Origin of the sequence: Pseudoalteromonas sp. P1-13-1a, assembly GCF_001401875.1 — a bacterium.
In the GTDB taxonomy this organism is placed as follows: Bacteria; Pseudomonadota; Gammaproteobacteria; order Enterobacterales; family Alteromonadaceae; genus Pseudoalteromonas.
Genome location: NZ_LKDV01000004.1, coordinates 66,843 through 93,160 on the forward strand (window position 1 = coordinate 66,843; position 26,318 = coordinate 93,160).

The 26,318-nt window shown below is 39.2% G+C and carries 21 protein-coding genes; 6 read left to right on the forward strand and 15 right to left on the reverse strand.

Annotated elements, in window-relative coordinates:
* Positions 1-153 precede the first annotated feature (153 nt).
* The 8 genes from AN391_RS04770 to AN391_RS04805 are packed head-to-tail and all read right to left on the reverse strand — an operon-like array spanning position 154 to position 10,379.
* Positions 154-2,496, reverse strand: coding sequence for an alkaline phosphatase D family protein (locus tag AN391_RS04770; protein ID WP_055014330.1), 2,343 nt, complete (start codon positions 2,494-2,496; stop codon positions 154-156).
* 20 nt (positions 2,497-2,516) lie between these two features.
* Positions 2,517-3,488 (reverse strand): aldose epimerase family protein, encoded by a 972-nt coding sequence (locus tag AN391_RS04775; RefSeq protein ID WP_235576470.1) that lies wholly within the window; start codon positions 3,486-3,488, stop codon positions 2,517-2,519.
* 5 nt (positions 3,489-3,493) lie between these two features.
* On the reverse strand, positions 3,494-4,522 hold the full coding sequence (gene galE, locus AN391_RS04780) for a UDP-glucose 4-epimerase GalE (RefSeq protein ID WP_055014332.1): 1,029 nt from the start codon (positions 4,520-4,522) through the stop codon (positions 3,494-3,496).
* A gap of 10 nt (positions 4,523-4,532) precedes the next feature.
* Positions 4,533-5,687 (reverse strand): galactokinase, encoded by a 1,155-nt coding sequence (gene galK / locus AN391_RS04785; RefSeq protein WP_055014333.1) that lies wholly within the window; start codon positions 5,685-5,687, stop codon positions 4,533-4,535.
* An 8-nt stretch (positions 5,688-5,695) separates the two neighbouring features.
* The gene (locus AN391_RS04790) at positions 5,696-6,739 is read right to left on the reverse strand and encodes a UDP-glucose--hexose-1-phosphate uridylyltransferase (RefSeq protein ID WP_055014334.1); all 1,044 of its coding nucleotides are present in this window, start codon (positions 6,737-6,739) and stop codon (positions 5,696-5,698) included.
* Between the two features lie 11 nt (positions 6,740-6,750).
* Positions 6,751-7,839 (reverse strand): family 43 glycosylhydrolase, encoded by a 1,089-nt coding sequence (locus AN391_RS04795; RefSeq protein ID WP_055014335.1) that lies wholly within the window; start codon positions 7,837-7,839, stop codon positions 6,751-6,753.
* Positions 7,840-7,848: 9 nt separating this feature from the next.
* Positions 7,849-8,787, reverse strand: coding sequence for a sugar kinase (locus AN391_RS04800; RefSeq protein ID WP_055014336.1), 939 nt, complete (start codon positions 8,785-8,787; stop codon positions 7,849-7,851).
* On the reverse strand, positions 8,784-10,379 hold the full coding sequence (locus AN391_RS04805; protein WP_055014337.1) for a sugar porter family MFS transporter: 1,596 nt from the start codon (positions 10,377-10,379) through the stop codon (positions 8,784-8,786). Before AN391_RS04805 ends, AN391_RS04800 begins: the two co-directional genes overlap by 4 nt.
* Positions 10,380-10,697: 318 nt before the next feature.
* Here AN391_RS04805 and AN391_RS04810 point away from each other — a divergent pair, with 318 nt between their 5' ends.
* Both AN391_RS04810 and AN391_RS04815 read left to right on the forward strand, forming a co-directional pair.
* Positions 10,698-13,031, forward strand: coding sequence for a beta-galactosidase (locus AN391_RS04810; protein WP_055014338.1), 2,334 nt, complete (start codon positions 10,698-10,700; stop codon positions 13,029-13,031).
* Between the two features lie 105 nt (positions 13,032-13,136).
* Entirely contained in the window at positions 13,137-13,751 is a 615-nt protein-coding gene (locus AN391_RS04815; protein WP_055014339.1) for a GntR family transcriptional regulator, read from the forward strand.
* 253 nt (positions 13,752-14,004) lie between these two features.
* Here the strand turns inward: AN391_RS04815 and AN391_RS04820 are convergent, their stop codons facing one another.
* The 3 genes from AN391_RS04820 to AN391_RS04830 form a co-directional block, all read right to left on the reverse strand.
* Positions 14,005-14,844, reverse strand: a complete 840-nt coding sequence (locus AN391_RS04820; RefSeq protein ID WP_055014340.1) for a hypothetical protein — start codon at positions 14,842-14,844, stop codon at positions 14,005-14,007.
* Between the two features lie 141 nt (positions 14,845-14,985).
* Complete coding sequence (locus tag AN391_RS04825) at positions 14,986-15,849, reverse strand: hypothetical protein (RefSeq protein WP_055014407.1); 864 nt, start codon at positions 15,847-15,849, stop codon at positions 14,986-14,988.
* A 122-nt stretch (positions 15,850-15,971) separates the two neighbouring features.
* Positions 15,972-16,589, reverse strand: a complete 618-nt coding sequence (locus tag AN391_RS04830) for a hypothetical protein (RefSeq protein ID WP_055014341.1) — start codon at positions 16,587-16,589, stop codon at positions 15,972-15,974.
* Between the two features lie 608 nt (positions 16,590-17,197).
* On the opposite strand from AN391_RS04830, the gene AN391_RS04835 reads away from it, so the two are divergent.
* From AN391_RS04835 to AN391_RS04845, 3 genes are all read left to right on the forward strand, one after another.
* Positions 17,198-17,962, forward strand: coding sequence for a hypothetical protein (locus tag AN391_RS04835; protein ID WP_055014408.1), 765 nt, complete (start codon positions 17,198-17,200; stop codon positions 17,960-17,962).
* A 117-nt stretch (positions 17,963-18,079) separates the two neighbouring features.
* Positions 18,080-18,583, forward strand: coding sequence for a hypothetical protein (locus AN391_RS04840; protein ID WP_235576468.1), 504 nt, complete (start codon positions 18,080-18,082; stop codon positions 18,581-18,583).
* 44 nt (positions 18,584-18,627) lie between these two features.
* Entirely contained in the window at positions 18,628-18,855 is a 228-nt protein-coding gene (locus tag AN391_RS04845; RefSeq protein ID WP_055014342.1) for a hypothetical protein, read from the forward strand.
* Between the two features lie 219 nt (positions 18,856-19,074).
* Here AN391_RS04845 and AN391_RS04850 read toward each other — a convergent pair whose 3' ends face one another.
* The 4 genes from AN391_RS04850 to AN391_RS04865 all read right to left on the reverse strand — a co-directional run bounded on the left by AN391_RS04850 (position 19,075) and on the right by AN391_RS04865 (position 25,285).
* A complete protein-coding gene (locus tag AN391_RS04850; RefSeq protein WP_055014343.1) occupies positions 19,075-19,791 on the reverse strand; it encodes a SapC family protein in 717 nt (238 codons plus the stop codon).
* Between the two features lie 33 nt (positions 19,792-19,824).
* A complete protein-coding gene (locus AN391_RS04855) occupies positions 19,825-21,393 on the reverse strand; it encodes a tryptophan halogenase family protein (protein WP_055014344.1) in 1,569 nt (522 codons plus the stop codon).
* Between the two features lie 77 nt (positions 21,394-21,470).
* On the reverse strand, positions 21,471-24,242 hold the full coding sequence (locus AN391_RS04860) for a TonB-dependent receptor (protein ID WP_055014345.1): 2,772 nt from the start codon (positions 24,240-24,242) through the stop codon (positions 21,471-21,473).
* A 272-nt stretch (positions 24,243-24,514) separates the two neighbouring features.
* Positions 24,515-25,285 (reverse strand): IclR family transcriptional regulator, encoded by a 771-nt coding sequence (locus AN391_RS04865; protein WP_055014346.1) that lies wholly within the window; start codon positions 25,283-25,285, stop codon positions 24,515-24,517.
* Between the two features lie 235 nt (positions 25,286-25,520).
* Here AN391_RS04865 and AN391_RS04870 point away from each other — a divergent pair, with 235 nt between their 5' ends.
* Positions 25,521-26,285, forward strand: a complete 765-nt coding sequence (locus AN391_RS04870; protein ID WP_055014347.1) for a phytanoyl-CoA dioxygenase family protein — start codon at positions 25,521-25,523, stop codon at positions 26,283-26,285.
* The last annotated feature ends 33 nt before the right edge of the window (positions 26,286-26,318 follow it).

Below are 26,318 nucleotides of genomic sequence, written 5' to 3' on the forward strand. Positions count from 1 at the left end.
AACAATATTAATTTAATTATAAAAAAATGCGAAGCAGTAACTACACCCAACCTCGCACGCTATCTATTTGCTCTAAGAATTAACTTTTAAATAGTCTAATAAGTTAAAATCTCGTTACAGACGCTAATTATTAGAGTTAACTTATAAATTAAATCAGTTAAAATTTTTAACATATGGCCAACCTGCAAATTGTTTACCTGTTGCAGGGTTGGTATTCCATTCCCAGCACTCTAACTGATAGTGTTGTTGCTGATGATTTACTTTAATAATGCCGTAGCCTTCACTTTTAAGCATTCTATCAGCCAAAAATTTCCCCCATGAATTATTTTGCTCAGCAAAATCTTGGTGACTCACTTTTGGATTAGCTACAGCTAAAACACGCATTTTATTACCAAAACTATCAATAAAATCGCCTGTATTTTTATCATTATTTCTCTGATTAGGTAATTGAACTGCAGGTTCAAACCAACGCTGCCAAAATGCAGCACTGGCTGGGCCTGCAAAAAACAAGCTGCCATCATCGTAATTATCAATCCCTTGATAGGCTAACAAGCCTAAATGCTGATCTCCGGCAATGACCAATGCGTTAGCATCACTTACAAGCTTAACGGCACGTTTGCGCCCATCCGCGGGGTATCCATTTGAATCATGATCAATCAGCGGGTGGCCATTTTTATCCGTCTGAGGAGATCCCCATATAGAAGCTGTAATACAAATTTTAGGTTTGCCGGGGTGCATTGTTTGCCAATCTTTTAGAAATGCTTCTTGGCGCTCACCAAGTAACTCACCTGTGGTATTTAATTTATCTGCTTTATAATCAGGTGGTGATTTAAATTTACGATCTTCCACAATGGCAAAGCTTACCCCGCCATATTCGAACGCAGCATACGCTACTGGTATATCGTATTTAATGGGGGTTGCATCGTAAGGTTCTGGGTTATGCCCATGTTGAATGCGGTATATCATGCGTACTAAATCTTTATCCCACTTAAAGCCGCCATCTGCTTCTTTTGGCATGTCGGAATTTTCACCACTATTTCCCCACAAGTTTCCTTGCAGCACATCATGATCATCGGCCAAAATAATAGTGGGTTTATCTTTAATGCGGTGTGCAAACGCCCAATACCACAGATACCACTTGTAGAGTGTGTCAAGTTTTGCATCTTTGGTATCACGTCCATAGCGTGTTGGATACGTTTCGTAGTATTGATCGCCACAAAAAACATACATATCGGGTTCATGAAAGGCCCCATTTTCAACTAGCTCAGTATGAGGGAATAAAATGTTGTCCTTAGTATAACGACCTATATCACGCTCTTTAGCTATTAGACGAGTATAATTGGTATTATCTAAACTTTTTGATGTTGGGATAATGCATGAATAAAGGGCAATTTTGAATTCTTTGGAATTTTGCGGATCTTTTGCAACTAAACCTGAATAAAGCGTTGTATCTGGAGCAGCATCATCAACAATGCGGTACTGATAGGTCGATAAATAGTCCCAGTTATTTAATGAGAACTTTGCTACAAATCCATCTTCAATAACTCCAGAGGCTCCAGCTCGCCAACGCTGTTCATTTTCAGATTTAAATTCTAGACGTAATTGTTTGATTATATCTAAATTAACAGGCATTAATTGACAAGTCATACGTAATTCATGTTTATTAACAGTGTACATACAGCCCATAACAGGCCCTAATGAGTTACGATTGTTTTCAGTGATTTTTTCACCGCCAGTTTCAATATTACTAAACCCCCAACGCGCACCGTTTTTGTAAGGGTTAGATGAACTTAATAAAGATATTCCACCATGTAATTTATCTGCAGCAACATTGTGCAAAACACCAAAGCCAAGTTCTTGCCCTGTAGCTGAGTCAATCGCTGCTAGACGAATGTCAAAATGATTTGCATCAGTTGGGTCAAGTTGACAGTCCAAGGTGATAGATGAACCATCCTGATACTGATTTAAACTAAACAAATCTCGATTTATTGTTGTAAACTCGAGTGACTTATTTTCATCGTCAAACTGACGAAAAGATAGCTTACCTGAACTATCAAACGCAGCTATTATTCCTCCGTTAACCCCACCAGCTCGCTGAGCTAGTGCAGCACCTTTCGCTGTTAGCTCACCTTTACCTATGCCTAATAAAAAACCACAAAAACCCTCTTTACCCGGGGTTAAGTTACGTACAGTCGCCTTTAAGCGTGCGCTTTGTAAGGTGTTATTTAGCTGACGTGTTAATAAAGAGACAGTACGGGCTTCAAAACTTTTACCTTCTCGTGTGCACTGTAATTCGTTACCTATACGTCGCCAATCTTGTAACCGATTCGCCCAAAATGGTTTACCTAACCAGATTTGTTCCTCAAACCTCGAATTATCTAGAGGAGATGTTGATGCAAGTTCTGCGCGATATGATGCAAAAAATCCAGCGCAACCAGACAACATACTAGAACCGATTAACCCTGCACTTAACTTTAAAAAGTTTCTCCGTTTCATTTGAGTTCTCTTATCCATTATTATGTAAGTTGAATTTTGTATTTTATTTGCTGGTAATAAGGTTTCTCGGGGCTATAAAACGTACTTAAAAAGTGGGAGTGGTTTACCGCATTGGGTAATTCATGTGGCTCTATACACAAGCCCATATAAGGCCCAAATTGTTTACCATCAAGATGTTTGAATTGTGGGTCAAGGTAAAACCCTGTATAGAACTGACAACCAGGTGCAGTTGAGTATATATCAACTTGATAGCCAGTTTTTTTATCAGCAATAGAGCCATGAAGTTGTAATTGCTGAGTCCCTTGAGGGTCTAATAAGTAATAATCGTCAAAGCCATTATCTGTTAAAACTGAGCCTAGTTTGGTAAATTCTGCAAAGTCATAATGGCTATCATAAACATTAGCAAACTCCCCACTTGCGATTTTTTGTTCATTTTTTAAGAGCCTTAATCTAGCGGGTAATTTCACGAAATGCTCAGTAATGTCATGATGATTACTCAGTGCTAAATTCCAATAGATATGATTAGTTAAACTGATTGGCGTGACTTCACTCGGGTCACCGTGCATTGTTATCACCAACTGGTTATCAATAAGCTGATAGCTCACAATAAATTCAACCTGACCAGGATAGCCTTGCTCGTTGTCAGGACTCACATAGCGAAAAACCACCTTGTTATTGATATAATCGTGTTCAAGAACTTGCCAGTTAACATGACTTAAGCCCTTTTTACCTCCGTGTAATTGGTTAGCTCCCTCGTTAGACACAAGATTGACAACACGTTGTTCACCGAGATATTTACTATCAGCAATGCGATTAGCTACACGACCTACTGTTGATCCTAAATAGGCCCTATTACTTAGCCAATCGGCTTCATTGTCATAACACAAAGCAAGGTGGTCACCATTAGGCGCTTCAATTGTTCTAATGGTGGCACCATAGCTACTTAATGTTACTTTTAGGCCATTGGGCTGCTTGAGCGTAATTGTCTGCATCACTGTTACTCGCTTAAAAAGCCTTGGGGGTTTTTACTTTGCCAGCGCCATGTGTCTTTCATCATCTCTTTGAGGGTATATTTACATTGCCAGCCTAAAACAGACTGGGCTTTAGATGAATCAGCCCAAAAAGCTGCTAAATCCCCCTCTCGGCGTTTTACAATCTCAAAATTAATGTCAATTCCGGTATGCTCAATAAATGCTTTTACTATGCCAAGTACGGAATAAGGAGTACCAGTGCCTAAGTTAAATGCTTCATATAAGCCGTTATGTTGTTCGCCAAGCCATTTTAGAGCTCTAATATGGCCATTGGCTAAATCAGTCACATGTATATAGTCGCGCTCACACGTACCATCTTTAGTGGGATAATCACCTCCATAAATAGCTAACTTTTCACGTTTACCTACAGCAACTTGAGCAATAAAGGGCATTAAATTGTTAGGAATACCCAATGGATCTTCTCCTATTTGGCCGCTAACATCTGCACCAATAGGGTTAAAGTAGCGTAAGCTTGCTACTTGTAAGCCAGTATTTGAAGCTACAATTTCCTGTAGTATTTGCTCAATCATTACTTTTGTTTGCCCATACGGGCTTGCTGCACGACCTAAAGGCAAGCTTTCGGTATAAGGAACTGATGCCCCTTGTCCATAAACTGTAGCTGATGAGCTAAACACAAGTTTATTAACGTTATATTTAAGCATGCATTGACATAAATTTAAGGTAGACACCAGATTTGTATAGTAATACTCAAGTGGTTTTCCTATGGATTCGCCTACTGCTTTTAAACCTGCAAAGTGAATAACAGAGTCAAACCCGTGCTCGCTAAACGTGGCAGACAACTTAGCGTTATCAAGTAAACTGGCGTGAATAAATTCAACTTTTCGCTTTGATAACGCTTCTACGCGAGTTAGCGATTCACGGCTCGCGTTACTTAAATCGTCTATTACTACTACGTCAAAACCATCATTTAATAAGCTTAAAACAGTATGGCTTCCTATATAGCCTGCACCACCTGTTACCAGTACTTTTTTCATGAGGTTGTCCTTACGCTCTTATAAGTGATACACCAGCTGAAGGTACGCTTGTGTAAATAGTTTCTTTAATACCGGTTTGTTGCTGATACTTAGCTTCTATTGCAGCACTAACCTCTTCGACCATACAATTAGGTACAAACGCCACCACACAGCCGCCAAAGCCGCCACCTGTCATACGTACTCCACCTTTGTCACCCAATACACTGTCAATTATTGACACAAGGGTATCTATTTCTGCGGTGGTAATTTCAAATAAATCGCGCATAGACTGATGGCTTTGTGTCATCAGTCTACTTAACGTTGCAATATCGTTATTTGTAAAGGCTTGCATTGCCGATAGGGTTCGCGCGTTTTCATACACTATGTGTTCAACGCGCTTTGCAACTTGCTCATCTAATTGTGCTTTATTAGCTTCATATTCTTCAATTGAGACATGACGTAAGCTTGGTTTTGAAAATGCCTCTGCACCGGCATAACATTGTTCGCGGCGTAAGTTGTATTCGCTATCAACTAAACCACGTTTTACATTTGAATTGATCATCATGATGGTCATACCTTCATTAATGCTCACTTCAATTAAATCTAAAGACTGGCAATCAATTCCTAAAGCTTGACCTCGTTGACCGCAAGCCGAAATTAGTTGATCCATAATACCGCAGTTACAACCTACAAAATTGTTCTCAGCTGCTTGTCCAATTACAGCTATTTCTTTACGTTCAATAAATAAATCACATAAATGATTAAACGCGAAAGCAATCCCCACTTCCAGTGCAGCAGATGAACTAAGCCCAGCCCCTTGTGGCACATTACCGGTAATACAAATATCACAGCCCGATAAAACATGACCCCGCTTTTGTAATTCATCAACCACCCCGCGGACATAATTGCTCCAGCTCTGGCTTGGATGATGAGCAAGTACTTGGCCAAGCTCGAAGCTGTCAAATTCATTATTACAATCAAGGGCTAATACATTTACAGTTGAGTCAGTACGCGGCGCAACGGCAATATAAGTGGCGTACTCAATTGCACAAGGCAGTACAAAACCATCGTTATAATCAGTGTGTTCACCAATTAAATTGACACGCCCAGGAGCTTTTACAACAAAATCAGCATCACGTCCGTAGTGAGATAAAAATGCGTTGCGGGCATTGCTTTCAGTGTTCATTACTTCACCTATTTATAATGCATCAGTGATTGCTGTTTTAAAATTGTGGCTGCTTGTTCTGGCGTTATATGACGCTGAGCTTCGGCCATCATTTCATACCCCACCATAAACTTTTTAACGGTTGCAGAGCGCAACAATGGCGGAAAAAACTGGCCATGTAATTGCCAAAATGAATCATCTTGATCATCGTATGGCGCGCCATGCCAACCCATTGAATAAGCGAATGAACATTGAAATAGGTTGTCATATTTGACCGTTATTTGTTTGATCACCTCAGCCAAACTAGCTTGCTGTGATGCTGTTAAGTCAGTCATTCTAGTGATGGAAAAGCGAGGTAATAGGAGTGTTTCAAATGGCCATGCTGCCCAATAAGGAACAACCACTAACCAATCGTCATTAACACATACAACGCGCTCATCTAATTCAACTTCTCGTTTGGCATAATCAAGCAATAAGTTTGATCCATGCTGTTGAGTGTATTTTTGTAAATTAACGTGCTTACGCTCAACTAAACTAGGTAACTGATGTTGAGCCCAAATTTGACCATGTGGATGCGGGTTAGAACAGCCCATCACAGCACCTTTGTTTTCAAATACTTGTACCCAACGGTAAGTTTGCGAAAGCTCTGCACATTGCTGCTGCCAAGTATCCACTACATTAGTGATTTCACTGATCGAGAGCTCAGGCAGAGTTTTTGAATGATCCGGTGAAAAACAAATAACCCGTGCTGTACCGCGCTCTGTTTGCATGCTAAATAACGGATCCCTTTTGCTTGCCTTTGGCACATCTTCACGCAGTGCAGCAAAGTCATTAGTAAATACAAAGGTTCCCTCATAATCTGGGTTTACTTCACCATTGATGCGCGTGTTACCTTTACATAAAAAGCAATTTTCGTCATAGGCCGGTTTTACTTCATGATCAACACTTTCTTCTTGGCCTTGCCAAGGACGTTTAGCACGGTGAGGCGATACCAACACCGACTCGCCCAATAAAGGATTAAAACGGCGATGTGGATGTTCTGTCGGATCAAATTGATTGTTTTGATTACTCACTACTGCAAACCTTAGTTACTATTTTGAAATGTGCCCGCATCAAGCACTTGTTTACGTGGTGTAAATCGGCAAATGTAGTTCCAGTTCCAGCTAGCATCGTATTTATGGCAAAGTCCCCAACTAATTCCCGGTGCTGGGTTTTCATCAAAGCCATTTGCTGGGCGATATAAACCAATGGCCTCCGGGCCACCTTTGATATGTGCCATGATTTCAAAATTAATACCGTCTTTAGCAAATTGAATCGTATTTTTTTCAGGACCATCGGTCGTTAGTAAGCTGGCAATACCTCCTCTAAAATTCCACACAACGACTTCGTGGCCACTGTTCGAGATAGGGTTATATTCAGATTTAACATAGGGACCTAACACATTGTCAGCGATAGCAACGCCATGTTTTATTTCGCGGCCACCAAAATTCATGCCCTCCCCTTGGGTTTCACCTTTGTAATACAGGTAAAATTTATTTTGGAAAAACACTAAGCACGGATCGTGCACTTTATGGCTATCGAAACTCCCTTTTTTGCTCACTGCAAAGCGGTTATCTTCGTCACCTGACCACACTCCATCTTTACTTGGACTGACTATAGGCGCAGGTGACTTTTGCCATGGGCCATAAGGTGAGTCTGATTGTGCAATGGCTATATGCTCGTACTGGCGATTGCTATAGGGTGTTTCAACGGTTTGATACACTAAATAATATTTCCCTAAATGAGCAAAAACTTCAGGCGTAAATACAGCTCTATCATCGTATTGGCCAGCTTTACCGCGGGCAATCGCCACGCCTTGCTCTTGCCACGTAATGCTATCTTTTGAAGTGGCATGCCATACTTCTGTCAAATCCCAAGGAAATACTTTTGCTTCTGGGTCATTCGCATTAAAACCTAACGTTTCACCTTCGCCTTTTGTATACCAACAGTGATACAGGCCATCAATATACAAAACCGATGAAGGGTCGCGGCGGATCACGCCTTCTTGATATGCAAAGTCACCCTTTAATGGAGTTACATCAAATTCAGTTAACCAATGTGGGCTTTTTTTATCATAGCCTCGCTCAATTGCTCGCCGGCTCGCTAAACTCAATTTTTGTTGATTATTAGTCATATTTATTCCTTACTTTGCACTACTTAAATTAAGTGCTTGGTAGACGTCAAAAGGTAGGATGGCACCTTGGTGTTGCACAACTTTTGAGGCAACTTTATCTGCTATTTCTAAAGCGATTTGTGGCTCATGCTGCGTCATTCTTGCAGCTAAATAGGTTCCCGCAAATGAATCCCCAGCTGCTGTGCTATCGACTTGTTGTGGTGCTGGATTAAATACACACTGGGCACTTAAGATATTTTGACAAAATACCTGCATACCTTTACTTCCTGCTTTAATTACCACTTCATCAATCGCAAATTGTTGGCAGTAATCAACAATGTCTTTAGCATCTGTATGACCGAATAAAGTGTAGTGTTCATCAAGCCCTGGCAGCACCACATCACTTATTTGATAGGCGTGCTCTAGCCACTCAATTGCATGCGCTTTTGACTGCCACATGCGCGCACGGTAATTGGGATCAAAAGCAATGATGCACCCTTGCGCTTTTAATTTGGCTAATAAATAAACTAACTGTTGCTTTGATTCATCGTCTAAAATGGCAAGACTTATACCACTAAAAAATACCCAATCGTTTCTTACTAAACCGAAGTCAAATGGTTGCTTGGTATATAATTCCATCATATGTTTCGCTGCAGACTGATTACGCCAATAATCAAAGCTACGCTCACCATGCTGATCAGTCGAGATAGCGTAGATACCCACATTATGATCAGCCGTTTTGATCACTTTTTTGCTGCCAATACCTTCTTGCTGCCACTTTTCAAGCATATTAATGCTTAAAATATCTTCACCAACAGCGCTAAAAAGCTCACAATTTAATTGCTCTGCGAAACGTTTGGCATACACTAATGCGTTATAGGTATCTCCGGCAAAAGACTGCTGGCATTCACTCACCCCTTTAGGCACAAGTTCAACCATGCATTCACCAATGGCTAATAAGGTACTCACGCGCCCTCCAATGCTTTTTTTACTGATACACCCGCTAACTGCTCTTCAATTTCTTCTATCGATTTGTTTTTTGTCTCAGGCATAATTTTATAAAGCAATATAAAGCCAATTACACCGCTAATGCTGTAGAACAAAAAGATATTCGCCGCGCCAAAATTATTTAATTGCCAAGGGAAAAACTGCTGAATCAAATAGCTCACAACACTGGCAATAAAAGCAAATGTTGGAATAGCAACACCTCGAATACGAGTTGGAAATATTTCAGAAAAAATCACCCACATTATAGGGCCAATTGAAAAGTGAAACGCGGCTATAAAACCTGCAATTCCAATTGAAATTAAAGGAGCATTAATTGTTGCCGCACGTTGAATTAAATCACTTTCAAAACCTTGTAATTGTGCTGCAGAGAACACGTTAGCCAGAGCACGCTTGAACTCAACATCACTCTGATATACTTGGCCTATTAACTGTTCTAAGCCTGACACTGTATTTAAGTTTGAAAATTCAGTAATATGCTCTGCTGATAAACTGTATTCAGCTTGGCTAAAACCGACATAACACATAAACAAGCTTAATGTTGCTGTTACTAACCCCCCAATAACTAAAGGTCGACGACCTATCTTATCGATCAATACAATTGCAACTACTGTAAATATAATACTAACCAACCCAATTAACACAGCATTTAAAAATGCAGCATCAGTACCAACACCTAATTGCTCAAACACAGTTGGCGCATAAAACATTATGGCGTTAATGCCAGTAACCTGCTGAACTAAAGCTATTGTTAACGCAATAATCACTGCAGCACGAACACGACTATCCAGTAACTGTTTAAATGAAGCTAAATAGCTACCCGTATCTGAATAATCGGTTAAGCTCGTTTTTATTGTTTGTAGTTGCTCATCAGCTAGCGTGCTATTTTTAGTTAATCTTATCAGTACAGCTTTTGCACGTGACTCTTTTCCTCTCATTACCAACCAACGTGGGCTTTGCGGGATAGTAAATAACAATAAAAACCAAAGTAGAGCTGGAATAATTTCAACACCGAGCATCCAGCGCCATAAGTTATCTTGCATAGCGTAAGTGCTTACCCATTGATAGCTACTTTGAGATAACTCAACTAGTAAATAATTTGCAAAATAGGCTGTAGATAAACCAACAACAATATTTATTTGGATCATAGAGACCAGTTTGCCACGGTATTTAGCAGGCGATACTTCACCGATATACATAGCTGCAACAGATAAAGAGGTAAACGCTAAACCACCAATAAAACGCGCAATGACCAACGCTTCATAGCTCGGCGCTAAAACCGAAGATATAGCAGAAAAAATATAAATGAATGCAATGCCAATGAGTGTATTCTTACGACCAAACACATTGCATATATAACCGGTGATCAGCAGTGCAAATAACACCCCAAAACCAGGAGCACTGACGACTGTACCAATTTGTATATCCGTTAAGTAAAATTCAGCAGATACAAAACGTACCGTTCCTGAGATCAAAGCAGCATCTAAACCAAAGATAAAACCGCCAAAGGCGACGACCAAGGCAAAAAAGAACACATTACGGTTGCTACCATTCATACATCTTTATCCAATTTTGTTGTTATCATTGTGTGTATTAATTCAAAATCAACAATTAAAGAATCCCTCTAAATTGTTAACAATTAACCATGAGTAATTCATTCGAGGTTATTTCATAATTAACTCGCATGCAACATATATTTTTAATAAATTCAGTTTTCACACTGGGAAACAAAATTTTTGTAAATCTTTAAAGTATTTAATATCAATAATTTAAGTGTAGAAATGGACAATAACAAAAATTGCACTTTGTTAACAATTTTCAATTTGTTTTTTTTCGTGTATGGTGTGTTAAATTGTTAAAAAGGTTGGACTATAATGAAATATAAAAAAAATCTAGCAGTAACAGCACTGGTACTCACTCTCACAGGGTGTAATCAACAGACTAATAACGTGTCAGATCCCGTGGCAGCGAAAGCAACCAGCAGCTCGACCCTGTTGCAATTATTAGATGATGCCCAGCATACTGCTGACACAGCGGTTAAAATAAAAACCAGCGGTGCTCAGGTCACTAATAACGATAATATTTTAAATATTGCGTTTAATTCAGAGCAAAACCTTTATTCAGGAGTAACCTTTACTCCCGATACCCCATGGGATTGGAGCCAGTTCAAAGATTTTAATATAGCATTTGAGCTTGCAAACCCTGGCCAGCATTCCGTACAAGTATACTTAGATATCTCTGACATTGACGGTGCCAATTACACCCGTACAGTCAATGTGCCTATTGGTGACTTTCATACATATTATGCAAAGCTAGATGGCCATGACCTAGCAACTCCTGATGGTGATGAAAGTGTAGAACTTAACTTTACCTCAGGATTACGCTCGAACCCTGCTACCTGGCAGTCAGACGAAACTCAATTTATCTCAATGTGGGGTAAAAAGAACTTAAACCTGAAAGGCATCACCAAAATTTCATTGAGTGTACAAAGTGCACTTCATGATAAAGCGCTGCAAATAAAATCAATTGATTTACGTACTAACCCTGAATTCGATACTGAATTTTTAACCCACATTGTTGATAAGTTCGGTCAGAATGCAAAACAAGATTTTGCCTACAAAGTAGACTCGGAAGCTGAGTTAATCGAAGATAAAAAACAAGAGGCTCGACAGCTACTATCTCATCGCCCAGCAGAACGCTCACGCTTTGGCGGTTGGGCACAAGGGCCAAAACTAGAAGGAACAGGCTACTTTAGAACAGCAAAATACAATGGTAAATGGTCGTTAGTCGACCCTGATGGTTACCTTTATTTGGCAACAGGTTTAGATATTATTCGTCTTGCTAACTCGACCACACTAACTGGGTATGATTTTGATCAATCCCTGTTTAAAAGTACTAACGAGTCAGGTGTAACGCCTGAAGACTCAAAAGGCTTAAACCGAGTTAATAAAGAAGCACTACCAAGTCGCTTTGTCGCATCACAAGTACGTAAAGATTTGTTTGAATGGTTACCTAGTTATGATGAGCCAATGGGTAAACACTATGGCTATCGTAAAAGTGCTCACTCAGGCCCACTAGCCCATGGTGAAACTTACAGCTTTTACTCTGCCAACCTAGAACGCAAATATGGTCAAAATAATAGCGACTATATGCAGAAATGGCGTGAAGTAACATTAAAACGCATGATAACGTGGGGCTTCACTTCACTTGGGAATTGGACAGATCCAAGTTACTACGATAATCAACAAGTGCCCTACTTTGCTAATGGCTGGATCATCGGTGACTTTAAAACCGTTTCAAGTGGTAATGATTTTTGGGGAGCAATGCCTGACGTATTTGACCCCCATTTTGCAGAGCGTGCCAATGTAACTGTCGAGAACGTCGCTAAAGAGGTTAAAAACTCACCTTGGGCAGTGGGCGTGTTTATTGATAACGAAAAAAGCTTTGGCCGCCCTGACTCTGTTCAGAGCCATTACGGAATTGTGATCAACACACTAGGCAGAGATGCAGCAACAGTGCCGACAAAAGCAGAGTTTTCTCGCTTAATGAAGCAAAAATACACTGATATTAATCAACTCAATAAAGTGTGGCATTTAAATTTAGCCTCATGGGCGGAGTTTGATAAAGGTGTAAAAGTAGATGTTAAAAACAACGATCAACTTGCTGACTTTTCAATTATGTTAACCGCCTACGCCGACAAATACTTTAGTGTAGTTGATGCGGCAATGGATAAACATTTACCTAATCACTTGTATTTAGGCGCGCGTTTTCCTGATTGGGGCATGCCAATTGAAGTCGTTAGAGCATCAGCAAAGCATGTTGACGTGATCAGCTTTAATGCATACAAAGAAGGTATCAAGCCTAAAAAGTGGGAATTTTTAAGTGAATTTGATAAGCCAACTATTATTGGTGAATTCCATGTTGGCGCATTAGATTCTGGCCTATTCCATCCAGGGCTTATACATGCATCAAATCAACAAGACCGTGCAAAAATGTACACTGACTATATGCGGTCAGTCTTTGACAACCCATACTTTATAGGCGCTCATTGGTTCCAATACATAGACTCACCTATCACAGGCAGAGCTTATGATGGAGAGAACTACAATGTTGGTTTCATTACAGTCACAGATCGCCCTTATACTGAAATGGTTGAAGCGGCAAAAACTGTGAATAATGAAATGTACGAGCGCCGATTTAAAAAATAAGCTTAAATAGTGGTCTATTGTAATGTGTTGACAATAGACCATTCGCTTTTTTTTATATACACTAAGTAAAGAAAAACAAAGCATAAAATAAACGTAGGAAAAAATATGGCCGCAACTAAACCAACAAAAATTTTATCTGTAAAAGATCAAATAGCTGAACAGCTACGTTCAGATATTATTTCTGGTGAGATGCCCCCACAAACAAAATTAAATGAAAAAGAATTAGCAGAACGCTTTGGCCTATCACGTGGCCCTATTCGTGATGTAATACTACAATTGACGAAAGAAGGTTTATTGATTTCACGAAATAATTGTGGTGCATCAGTAAACAGCGTACTTGATCCTAAACTGCAAAAGTTAATGATCAAACTACGTAGAAGTATCGAAGAATATGCGGTTACAGAGCTAAACGGCAATTTAACAGACCAGAATATCGCAGACTTAGAAGATATATTAGCTTCTCTACAAGATGCCCTTGAACGTGAAGATTACACCGAAGTCACAAAAATCGATATATCGTTCCACCAATACTTAATTTATCAAGCTGGTGGCGAAGAGCTGGTTAATATTTGGTACCCTTACGTTATGCGTATGCGCTTAAACTACAAGCGAATTACCTCAAGCTCTGAATGCGTTAACGAGCATCGCGCTATTCTTGAAGCCTTAAAAGCGCAAGACAGCGCCACCGCAATCAAAGCTATTAAACACAATATCAAGTAATGAAATAAATTTTATGCTGAATCAAAGCCGCTGCAAAGCGGCTTTTTAGTTTGAAAACCTGCAAATACACATAATGTGTACTAGCTCAGACTTGATCTGAAGTCAGACCGCTTTGTGTCAGTGTAGGTCGGATAAGCGAAGCGCCATCCGACACAGTAAAATACCTTGCCAATTATTATCAACGTTTTATGTTGTCGAGTGGCTGGAGAGTGCCATGAGCAGACGGTCGTAACCTTATTGACTTGTTATGTGTCTATATATGGCCATATCTATAAATAAAAAAATGTTTACTTTTTACTTCAAGCACCCCAAGGTCAAGCCCATTAAGTAGCCATCTAAATTTGGTTTTTTTAGGAATTGAATAATCCGTATCTGCATAGATATTCTTTGCAAACTCCTTACTAGAGAGTTCACCATCCACTTGCTTAATCACATGCCAATATTGCTGAGTCATCGAATGAATATGAATAGGGTGGCCAGACATTGTTATTGGATTAGACATATATGCTGTATTTGGCGCGATTTCTCGTGACACCATGTCGTCAAATATTGCCCACATTCTTTTACGCTCATGAGACATCTCATTGCTGCTATGGTCAAACACTGAATGATCGAACAACGCCACTGCTTTGAAGGTTTCCCTTGATACTTGTGCAAATAGCACAACATTAGCTTTACTTCCTTTCCCTGCTTTAAGATGAAAGTGATGAAAGCCTTTGGTATTTAATAACTGGTCTTTGTCAGCCCAAGAATCGTTTTTAGCAAGAATATTCTCTTTTGGTGTATAACCTTTAGACATTACTTTATTAGATAAATGACCTGTTAAATCTTCACCTAATTTAACTTTTTTTAATAAGCTTAAGACATCTGCTTCATGATCTTCCCATCGAGTGTCCATTAATAAATAAGGTTCAACTGTTGCGCTACGAGGGCGAACAGGAATTAACCTCGATGCCCAATGAAGATAATGAAATAATACCGAGCATAGAGATTGCGCTTGAAGCTCGTCTTTTACTTCCTTTGTGTTTGGGCAGTAAGGCATAGTTTTTATTAATTCGGTTTTAAATGCCCTGATAGTACTAGACTCTTCCATATCCTTACTCTGACACATAACGAGGCTGTAGAATAACTCTAACAGCCAAATTCAATTAAAAAACGAGCTCCTACAATTAACTCTAAGCGTTTTTAAAGCACTAGGCAATGATTTTGGTCCCTCTGGCTGGCTTTGTTAAGGCTATTTTTCATAGCCTGTTACATGCCTATTTTTAATAATTTCTGATGACTCACCAAATAAAGGCTCAAATGGCTTAAAGTCGACCTCAGGCGACTTTGTTAGCAAATCAAGTAGTTTTTGGTTTCCGTTATTAGAGTAGGTCATGATCGCCCCATATCTTTTTAAACGCTTAACCTGAATCTTCGTTTTTGCATAACCAGGGAACTCAGACAGAAAGTTATCAAACTCGACGATTAAGTCATCTGTTAGCTTTATTAGCCTTTCGGTCAAGTCAATTAGAATTACAACATTCGCTTGTCCAACAGCAGCTACCGTATCGTCGAGTGATAAGGTGGCATATGCCTTGTCACCGTGGTGCTTTAATAGCTGCTCTTTAAATTGCTGATTGATTCCGTTTCTTTGCTCCCAGAGCTTAAGGATATAGTTGTAATTGCTAACCATTGATCTAATGCGTGGTATCTGACTCCATTTGTGATAGCTCTTTCCATCTTCTTCGCTAGATGGCACCACGAATGAAAGATCTTGATAGCCCTCAGCTATCGGGCTTGCATGAAACAAAATGCTTGGTATCGCGGCTAATCGTTGGAGCGGGTTCTCATTTAGTTCACCGTGATAATTGCCTTTGATGGCTAGAAGGGTTGCTCGTGCTTCTTCAGCAGAAAGAATCCATTTATTCGCAGCATCCATCTTATTTTTTTCAATTTGAATGCCTTCTTGGTGCCTTAGAGCTAGGTAGGCTATTCCTGCACCAAGAATGGAGGTGAAGAATGCACTCGCAATTGGAAAGGCATAGTCTTTAAAATAATTAGGTTCTTGCCTTAATCCATCAATGGCATTGACAAGCAATGTTATTTCTTCGTGCACTAGATCTCCTTGTGGCTTTAACACTTGCCTAACCGGCGCGAAATAGCAGGCTAAAATTAGCGACGAAGGAGCGCAAGCCTGCTGTTTTGCGTCCTTTGGTTTAGGCACTTGTTAAATGACGATTAATTGAAGCCTTTAACTTGTATGTTTATACCTGTAAAGTCGATATCAACTGCTATAAACACCATTACAGCCCATATAATGGACAATGATAGACCGACATAAATCGGAATTCGACTTACAGAAAATCTTTTAGCTACCAGCCAAGACGTAATCGACATAAAGCTTTTATTATGAGAATGCAGACGCCTGTTTACAATCTCATCATAGATAGCAGTTCTGTCATGAAATAAACTCCAGATCTCACGACGGGAATCGTCGGTACGATGGATATGTAACAACAATCTACCCTCTATCTTTTTTAGTGCCTCTTCCCAATACTCTTGCCAAAATTTTGCACCACTTGCCATCCCAACTTGGAAAAGAGAAATTAGCAAGCCAGCTATACAGACAAGCAGTGTAACTACTGGTTTAGTATGGCTTGACTGCATGACACCAGCAAAGAGAACACCTTGAAAAATCATGAAGAAGTTATTTCTCTGAACCAGTTGAGTTATTTCAAAATCTCTTTTTTCTAAAGCTATTTTGAACAAAGCTTTCAATGCATCAACATCACCAGGCGGCACTGCTGGCAACCTTTCTAAAGTTGCTTCCTGTTCAACTTGAGCTTCTTTGCTCACAGTATCTCCTTAATCATTTAACAGCTTATTGAACACCGCTTTGGTCGTTTACAACACACCAAAATGGCTTATATTACATACCTTGATAATTTCACCAATAATTACTTTTGTAAACAAGTAATTATAATGGCTGAGAATTAAGCTGGTTATTTTGCACCAAAACGGCGTTTAATAATGTTATTGGACAAAATTAGACTCCTACTCAAAGAAGTAGGGATAAATCTAGCTTTTTCAGTGTCCGCTAATCGCTCTTTGCCGAAATTCGGCTTAGTGCTATCAGTCGTAAATCGTTTCTGCCCCAAAGTGAGTTGGAATAAATGCCCTAATATCGACTTTTCAGAAATAGCTAAATATTGAGTTTGACTTAAAATAAGAGTTAATTGATTTCCACACTGTGTAGCTCGCGCATATATTCAAAAAAATGATCGATGAGCGTATCTTCTTTTTCTGAATACCTCTAGTGTCAATAAAGATATTATAGTTGGCATTGTGTTACGTTATTTGTTAAATATAGATTTATTAATACATGCGCGTAACATCGGCAGGAAGATGCGCGATGGGCGTATAAAATTGTTATGCCCCTGAGTGAGTTAGGAATCATTTGTGAAATGAGTATTCAGTTGAAGCTGATTCAGTTTAGAAAGAAAATCAGGGCAAATAAGAAGAAAGTAATTGATACAATTATTGCAAATCACTCTGCAAATATATGCATAATTTGCGGTTCTACAGATCAATTGACTAAAGAGCATGTGATTCCTCAGTGGGTCTATAATCGCTGTACAAAACGAACATTCAATACAACGACTAATGGCGCTTATCAAACATACAACAAGACGACGCTACCGGCATGCAAAGATTGCAATTCGAATCTGCTTGGCTATTTGGAAAGGCTTTTGAAGCATGAATTTGAAAAAATTGATGTGAGCAAGCAAGAGTTCTCTCAAGATACCTTAGAGTTAATCGTTTTATGGTTAGAAACTTTAGAGTACAAATTCCAAGTTCTTGACCTTAGAAGAAACCTAAACAAGGTAAAAGGCGCGGAGTACATACCTTTTATTGGCAAAATGCCAATAGCAATGTTTCAAGGTCCTATGGATACAAGTCCCTCAAAAGTTTTCTCGAATCTTCGCTCTGCACTGCAAGTATTAAGCGTGAAATCAAAGGTAAAGAGGCTTAATTCTCTCTGTGTTATCCATACTACAAACAAAGATTTTCACTTTTTCCACTCTACAAATAACTTTATATTTATTGAGTTAGCCGAATTTGGGGTCGCGTTTTTCTATTTTTACAAGCAGGAGTTTGACAGTTACAACGTTGCTGCCGAGTCAGCAATGAGAATCGTCCAAGGAAATTACGATAAAACAGGCACATAACAAACTGTTTAAGAGGGATTCGCAACGCGTGGCATTTTTACTATGCGTTGGTTTAAGTGTTTAAGGTGGTATGCGGCTTTGATATTGCGTTGCTCAGCCCTCAACAGGGCGTTGGTCATGGAGGAAATTATGTACTTTTATTTACCGATTTATAAAGAAACAAAAGAGCAATTTGAAGCACGGTACGAAAAAGCTTTCACTAAAAGAGTCTCAGAACTTGAAGATCAAACAAGCGGAGATGTTAGTGCAAGAATGAAGTTTATGATGAAAGACCAATTAGCTAAGGAAATGGGAAGGAGTTGGCGAGAAAATCATGCGATAGGCTGGATTAGAATAGGTAAAGGAAAAGGTGGCTTCACTTTTATTATTTCGAAATCGAATCCCGAAAAACCTAGGAGCCCAAAGCGTTACTTTGATTTAATCCCTCCAGATCAGTGCTATGGTAATTATCATGTAATTTCCTTTGAAAGTTGTACCAATTCAGAAGCAGTTTTGAAAAAGTTTGAAAGTATTTTCTCTGAAATTGTAGAAGACACTCCATTTAAAGGGTGTTTCGTTGACTACAGCCAAATTAAAAATTTGGCTGATTATATTGATTGGAAATCACTTATCGAAGTGTGAATTATAATAAGCTGTTATAACTGAAAACAAAATTTGGAGCATTCGTGGATACAAGTGAATTAATCGAACATATTAAAAATGAAGTTGCTCAAGCCGCATTGGATAAAAATAAAGATGCAGTAAATATGTACCTTGTTGTTAAATATGCGGAGCAATTGAAAGAAATTGATCCAATTGATTTCGCTTTATCAATCGGTCGCAACGAAAGTTACGCTACAGAGTTTCGAAAAGGTTTAAAGTTAGCCACTATCATTAATAAACGTGGCCTGTAACTAATTGAGTTATAATAAGTGCCTAAACCAAAGTACGAAAAATAGCAGGCTGAGCTCCTTCGCCGTTAATTATAAATGCTATTTTTCGCACAGAGTCATACTTCGGCGCTAAATTATTTCTGTCCACCGACGTGTTATGCATATAACTCGCCTTTGTCCAAAACCGAGTTTAACCGACCGTCTGCTTCTCGCTCAAAACGGCCCATAACATCTGTAATTTTAAAGTTCGCTCTTCCAGTTTAGTAACTTCTGTATATGACCTGTTGAAGCGATGATCATATAACAGGCTTGTAGATAACCCATTTCGTGTAATGACTTAAGTGCTTGTATATCAAGCTGCGCCAATGCCTGTTCGTTAATGGCGTATAAACCATTATACGTTTGCTTTCCCCCATGTTGAGTGAGGCTCAGTTGTACGGCTTCTAACAACTCATGCTCTAGCAAGGTCGTTATAAATGCACTAGTGCGCTTACTACCGTGCATCAGCATCATTAACTGCTCACAAACAGCGTTTAAGTAGGCCGTGGGCTCTCCCTGTGGATCAAAAATTCGCTCTCCTGTATTTGTATTAACACGTGGATGATCTTGATTAATAAGCACCGCGAAGCCGTTATCCGATGCCTGTGTTTCTGGCGTATCACGTAAACCTAACTTGAACGGCTGACGCTTTATATGCAGTGGTATGTGTTGTGCTCGCCAGCTTCCTTGGTGCAAAAATAAATTCTCTCCCGCTGTAAATCCAGTCAAAACATACAATTCAAACTGGCCTGTTTGTGGGTTTTTCATAAAGTACACAGGGTAATCTAACACCAACTGCTTTAGCTCATCAGCAACTATGGGAATGTAATTAATATTGTCACCAAATTCACCAGCGCGCGCATTGTTTATATATAAGTTTGCGTGTGTATTTTTATCTAATAATGTTGCGTTTGTCATCGTAAAGTTACTCATTTAAATGCGGGTTTTTAGCTAAATTTTTTGTAAACCATACTGTTTTATTTGTTTTAATAATGTGCGGTTATCCGGTAATTTATTCACTAATTCAGCCGTGTCTTTGCTATTTTTAGTTGCTAGATTTTGCGCTTTTTTAATCGCACTAGGATGATTACCATAATGAGTCGTCGCCGTTTTAAACCCCATGCCATACAATACGTATTGGTAACTTGCTGCCGGAAATACCTCAACAGAATAATCAAAGTGGTTATCGTTAGGGATATGTGTTCGCCATAGTGCTAAGTTATCTTGTAAGCTTTGTGGGATACTTTTCTCAGCGCAATGTTGCTGCCAAAAAAGGCTATCGGTTCGCTCACTTAACATATAGTGCAGCTTTAAAAAGTCGATAATACGCTGCCAACGGTAGTTAAAAGTACGATTAAATCGCGCGGCGGTTATATCCATAACTTGCCGATTAGCCGGTAATTGCTCTGCTATAAAGTTAGCGGATATTTCCACCAGCAATAAGGCCGATGCCTCTAATGGCTCTAAAAAGCCAGCCGACAAACCAATTGCTACACAGTTTTTGTGCCAAAACTTTTCTCGGTGTCCTGGTTCAAAACTAATTTTTTTAACATTAAAGTCGGCGCGCTTAGTCGGCGAGATATTTAAGTAATCAAAAAGTTGCTCTTTGGCTTCTTCCTCACTGATATGGCGACTTGAGTAAACGTGCCCTACTCCACGGCGTGTTTGCAGACCAATATCCCATATCCAGCCTGCTGTTTGTGCTGTAGAAATGGTGTGTGAACTAATTGTCTGAGTATCACCTTCATACGGCATGTGTACTGCTAATGCATTATCAGCAAATAAAATGTCTTTACATGATTTAAAGCCAACTTTTAAATTTTCACCTAACAATAAAGATTTAAACCCTGAGCAATCTATAAATAAATCGCTGCAAAGCGTTGTGTTATTATCCAAACTTAATGAGTGTATATCGCCATTGACGTTATTATTTACCGATAAAACACTGGCTATCACATGTGTTACGTTTAAGTTGTTGATACAATGATCTTTTAAAAATGTAGCAAATAAGCCAGCATCTAAATGATACGCGTAATTTGCCACACCACTGTATTGCGCTGTTGTTAGGGCTTTAGGTGCTAAATTGTGCTCACACAAAGCGTGTTGAGGACAAACAAAATTTGCAAAGTGATTGTAAGATTCGGCTGAATCAGTGTTTTGGGTTAGCCAAGCTGCAGCTAAACTATTATCTACAAAGCCTTGCGGCATCATCAGTGGATGGTAATAAAAGTCGTCTTCTTTACCTGTATGCCATTTTGCAAATTTTGCGCCTTGCTTAAACGACACATTACATTGGTTAATAAAATCGGCTTCATCAACGCCCATATTTTGTAATGTACGTCGCATGGTGGGCCAAGTCCCTTCTCCTACTCCCACCGTTGGGATATCTGATGATTCTACTAAGGTAATTTTATAATTAAGACTATGGTGTTTTTGTAAGTAAGCAGCGATGATCCCTGCACTCAACCAGCCTGCTGTTCCACCGCCAACAACCACAATTGATTGTAAGTGATTATTCATAGCAACCTCTTTATTGCTATAGAGCAAATCCAAAAAGAGCAAGGCCAGTAGCTGCCTTGCTCATAATTAACGATCAGTTACCACTTAGCAGTAAAACCTATGCTATAACGTGGGCCGTATTGCTCAGCAGAGATGAGTTGCTCACTAAAGCGACCATGACGACGAACAGTTTCATTAGTTAGATTCAGCGCATCAAAATTAATTGAATATGCCTCATTAATTGTATAATTGAAGTTAAAATCTAACTGACCGTATGCTTCAGTAAATGTTGGCTCTGTTCCTAATGAAAGTAAGAACTCGTCGCGCCAGTTATATGCAAGACGAACTTGAAAATCATCATTCTCATAAAAGCCTACCAAATTACCTGAGTCACTCAAGCCCGTCAGAGCAATCGTTTGATCAAAATTATAGGGTTCAAACTCTTCATCACTATTAACTAAGGTATAGTTAGCAACCACACCGAAGCCAGTATCTTCAATCATGTATTGACCGTTTAACTCCCAGCCATCAACTTCACGATTTTGCAGATTGTCAGGTTTAGAAATATCAAATATTACAACAGGATCAGAAGCCTGACTGAGACATGCAGGATTTGGTGTATCACTACTGTCAGGACATCCTGGACGAGGGTTAACACTTGGATCGCGAAGCGGCTCACCGTTTATATCATCTAATGTACCTTGTACTACACCAGCACCAATAAAGTTTTCAACAAACTTTTTAAAATAACCCACTGATGCGTAGCTACCATCATCACCATACCATTCAAACGAGAAGTCAAAGTTATCTGAGGTTATGGGTAATAAACTTGGATTCCCCTGCGAGGCTTTAAATGGCCCTTCTGGACGTGCATTAATCGTTGTAGATGGAAACATAGCACTGATGCTTGCTCGCGCTAATGTTCGGCTATATGAAAAACGTGCTTTGTAACCATTATCTAAATCAGCACTTAAATCAAAGTTAGGTAAAACACGGGTATATTTACCATCTAGCTCTTGCGAAGTAGCCTCTGAGGCAAAGAATGGGCGCAGTTCTTCTTCATGGCGATAATTAAGGGCAATAATTTCAGGTTTAACTGAATAACCTGTAACATCTGTACTTTCATAACGTACCCCCACATTCATATCGATAGGAATGTTATTAAATTCGGTGTTTACATCTAACGAAATATAAAATGCAAGAGTTTGCTCTTGAACACCATTGGTTGAAATATTTGGTTCTCTAAACAATCCTTCAGCTTTTACAATATCAACAAAATCTTGTGCGCTGTACCTTGGCATATATGGAAACAATTGGTCCGAGCCTGAAAACTCGTCAGCAAAGCCTGTCGCATCATCAAATGTCATGCCTAAATTATCTAATGGAATATCAACAAATGAAAATTGCTCAGACAAATAGGTATCAATCTGATAATCGGTATACATTGCGCCAAAATGAATTGCCGATATAGCCCCACTTTCTAAGTTTTCCCACATACCACTGGCATGAAACTGCTTGATATTGTTTTCCATTTCATAACCACGGCGCTGGTATAAATCAGATACAATATTTTCTTGCGCGTATGCACCGCCGGGTAAAGTCGAATCATCAATGGTTATACTAGGTACTTCGGTAGAGAAATTAGCCCCTATCATGGCAACTGAACCAGGAATGTTTTTCAGGTTGGCGATGGTTTCAGCCGTGTTACCATCAGGATTAGAATGTGATGTTGAATCGTGCGCGTCAAAACTTAATTTTAGTGAATCTGTTGCTTGCCAGGCTAAATTTAAACCAAAAGAATCGTTTTCTTTTTTCTCGTATAATTCCCATGCCCAAAAATTCAATTCATCGTTTGGATTAGTAATATCGATCAAAGTACCATTAGTATCTGCCGTACCACCAGGATTATCAAACCAAAATGCCATTTTATTGGTTTCACTAATCTCTTCAAATCGCGATAAGGTATAATCCAATGTTGCGGTCAATTTTTCTGATGGGGCAAACTGTAACACTAATTGCGCATTGTCACGGGTACGTTCAGTCTCAAAACGCTCCATTTCTGGTGTCCACGGCACCCAGTAAGTACCCGTAGGATTGACTGTAGTATCAATAGCGCTGCTATCAACCTGTGAAGGCTTTGCACGATTCTTTTCCCAACCTTGTGATGTACCCACACGTTCACGACCACTTTCACGCTCAGAATGTGAAACAGACAACAGCACACCAAACATATCATCTGCAAACGTTTGGCTGATCATACCTGAGACTTCGGGTGTTACACTTGATTTTTCAGAGCTGGTATCATTAATTGCTTTTACATTTGCAAACGCTTTAAATCCATCATAGTCAAACGGTTTGGCAGTGTTGATATCAATCGTGGCACCAATGCCACCAGATGCGACATTCGCTTTACCCGTTTTATAAACTGATACGCCTGAGACACTCTCTGCAGCAATCTCTCTAAAGTTAAAGCTACGTGAAACTCCTGCTTCTTGTATTACAGACGAGTTTGGCATTTGGCGACCATTTAGCGTCACTAAGTTAAAGCTTGGGCCAAAGCCACGCACTGTTACTTGGTTACCTTCGTTATTGGCTCTATCAATAGATACGCCGCTAATACGCTGTAATGATTCTGCTAAATTAGTATCTGGAAGTTTGCCTATGTCTTCAGCGGATATAGCATCAACTACACCTGATGAATCTTGCTTTATTGAAGCAGATTTACTCAATGCACTACGGATCCCCGTAACCTGAATAACTTCTACATCATTATTTACATCAGTTGTATTTTCTTGCTCTGCATAAGCCAGTGGTGTTGACACCAGCATAGCGATACAAATTGCGTTTAACTTAAATTTTGTATTTATCATTTTTACACCTAAATATTGTGTTTAGACGACGTTGCCAGTAATGATTTGATTTTGGGACCTTAATTGTCATCAAAATATTGTTAACAATTAACTTTAACAATAATGGAACACAGCTTAATAAGTCAAACGAAATTAAACAAAAATTTTACAACTGCACTGTATAGGTGATTTTTAAATGGGGGAAGGTATTGGTAACTATATGAATTGTTGGTTATTTTAGGCTGTTTGGGAATCAACTGAAAGCAATTTACTCGGTAAGTTCCTCAACCAGTTTAATTGTTTAGTAAAGCAGTAATCTTGCTTGCAGTACTTTTAAGCTCTTCGAGCATTGCTTGGGCATTCACTGCTGATGTTAATTCTGCATCAAAAGATGAAATAGTCAGTGCAGCTATCAATTTTGCTTGGGGTTTACCTATCAGCACAGAAAAATCATCAACACCGGTGATCAAAGGATTACTCTGTACAAGGTGGCCTTGTGTACAAATAACATCGAGTTCATGTTGCAACTGGCTTAGCGCTTTAGATTTTAACGTACTATAACTTGCATCATGTTCAATCAACATACCACGAACTTGCTCGTTACTATTTGCTAATAATAATTGACCCGCCGTTGATTTACTTAGCTTAAATAATGATCCTTCTGCAATGCTTAAGTGCATTGCACTGTGACTGCGAGCTTGTACTACCGTCATGGCTTGGCTTTGATACAGCATAGTTAAATAACATGACTGTCCCAAACTCACCGCTAAATCTTCCATGTAAGGTATGGCGCATTGACGCACTTGATCAATCGGCGAAATAGACCGAGATAAATTATACAGCTTTAAAGATAAACTATAACGCCCCGAAAATTCATCCCGTATTAAATAGCCCCGAGACTCTAAACCAACCAGCACTCGGTAAATTTCGTTTGCACTACGACCAAGCCCTGTCGCTATTTCACTTTGTGAACAAGTACTACCTTTAAGAACTAAATACTCAAGTATATCTAGCCCCTTATCTAACGCAGGTACCGCGTATTTACTTTTTACTTTAGTGTTCATTATCCACCCAACCATGCAAAAACAAGACAATTCGCGATATTCATATATGAATATAAAAATAATTTTTCTAACCCACAATATTTGAATTTATCTAGAAACAATTAGTTAATCGACATCACCGTTATTTATATATGAATATCATATTTTTATATAAATTCAAGCTTGACCACTTCATAAATCCAACTCATTATTGTCAACAATTTACAACAAGTAGTCATTTACAGGAAACCCACTTATGAAGAATAGACAACTCACACCACAACAAATTGCTGACTTTCATCGAGACGGCTACGTTATTGCAAAAGGCTATTACGACGAACAAGAAATTGCACGCTTACAGCAAACCGCCTTTAATGATGATTCGCTATACGAGCGAGCATGGCATAAAAAAGACGCTGATGGTGCAGTGAGTAAAGTGTGCTTGTGGCAAAAAACCGGTGATGACTTTTACAGTATGTTTTCACGTGGCCGTCGTTTAGTTGATGTATGTGAAACTCTGATTGGGGAAGAGGTTTATCATACAAGTACTAAAATAATGATGAAAGAACCGTTTGTTGGCGGCGCTTGGGAGTGGCATCAAGACTTTGGTTACTGGCATCGCGATAACTACATGCTTTACCCGAAAGCGATTAGCTGTATGGTGGCCATTAATAAAGCGACTATCGAAAATGGATGCTTGCAAGTTCTAAAAGGCTCGCATCATTTAGGCCGACTTGATCATAGTAAAACGGGGGATCAAAAAGGTGCCTGTTTAGAGTTTGTTGAAGAAGCAATGAAATACCATGAGCTGGTCAATGTAGAGCTTGAACCTGGTGATGTGTTGTTTTTTCACTGTAATTTATTACATAAATCAAACCAAAACCGTGCTGCAGAGCCGCGTTGGTCAATGATCTGCGCATTTAACGCAATCACTAATCAATCATTTAAAGAAAACGAAGCTGTTTATTATCCATTAGAACCGGTTAACGACGATGCCATTTTGAATTGGAAACCGGCTTAACTGTTCATCCGTAATTCTAGCCAAACCAACTCA

Coding starts and splice junctions, on each gene's coding strand:
- AN391_RS04855 (WP_055014344.1), bottom strand. CDS start 21,393: ATGAATAATCACTTACAATCAATTGTGGTTGTTGGCGGTGGAACAGCA.
- AN391_RS04770 (WP_055014330.1), bottom strand. CDS start 2,496: ATGAAACGGAGAAACTTTTTAAAGTTAAGTGCAGGGTTAATCGGTTCT.
- AN391_RS04840 (WP_235576468.1), top strand. CDS start 18,080: ATGGAGGAAATTATGTACTTTTATTTACCGATTTATAAAGAAACAAAA.
- AN391_RS04850 (WP_055014343.1), bottom strand. CDS start 19,791: ATGACAAACGCAACATTATTAGATAAAAATACACACGCAAACTTATAT.
- AN391_RS04860 (WP_055014345.1), bottom strand. CDS start 24,242: ATGATAAATACAAAATTTAAGTTAAACGCAATTTGTATCGCTATGCTG.
- AN391_RS04815 (WP_055014339.1), top strand. CDS start 13,137: ATGGCCGCAACTAAACCAACAAAAATTTTATCTGTAAAAGATCAAATA.
- galE (WP_055014332.1), bottom strand. CDS start 4,522: ATGAAAAAAGTACTGGTAACAGGTGGTGCAGGCTATATAGGAAGCCAT.
- galK (WP_055014333.1), bottom strand. CDS start 5,687: ATGAACACTGAAAGCAATGCCCGCAACGCATTTTTATCTCACTACGGA.
- AN391_RS04805 (WP_055014337.1), bottom strand. CDS start 10,379: ATGAATGGTAGCAACCGTAATGTGTTCTTTTTTGCCTTGGTCGTCGCC.
- AN391_RS04810 (WP_055014338.1), top strand. CDS start 10,698: ATGAAATATAAAAAAAATCTAGCAGTAACAGCACTGGTACTCACTCTC.
- AN391_RS04775 (WP_235576470.1), bottom strand. CDS start 3,488: ATGCAGACAATTACGCTCAAGCAGCCCAATGGCCTAAAAGTAACATTA.
- AN391_RS04795 (WP_055014335.1), bottom strand. CDS start 7,839: ATGACTAATAATCAACAAAAATTGAGTTTAGCGAGCCGGCGAGCAATT.
- AN391_RS04820 (WP_055014340.1), bottom strand. CDS start 14,844: ATGGAAGAGTCTAGTACTATCAGGGCATTTAAAACCGAATTAATAAAA.
- AN391_RS04865 (WP_055014346.1), bottom strand. CDS start 25,285: ATGAACACTAAAGTAAAAAGTAAATACGCGGTACCTGCGTTAGATAAG.
- AN391_RS04835 (WP_055014408.1), top strand. CDS start 17,198: ATGAGTATTCAGTTGAAGCTGATTCAGTTTAGAAAGAAAATCAGGGCA.
- AN391_RS04870 (WP_055014347.1), top strand. CDS start 25,521: ATGAAGAATAGACAACTCACACCACAACAAATTGCTGACTTTCATCGA.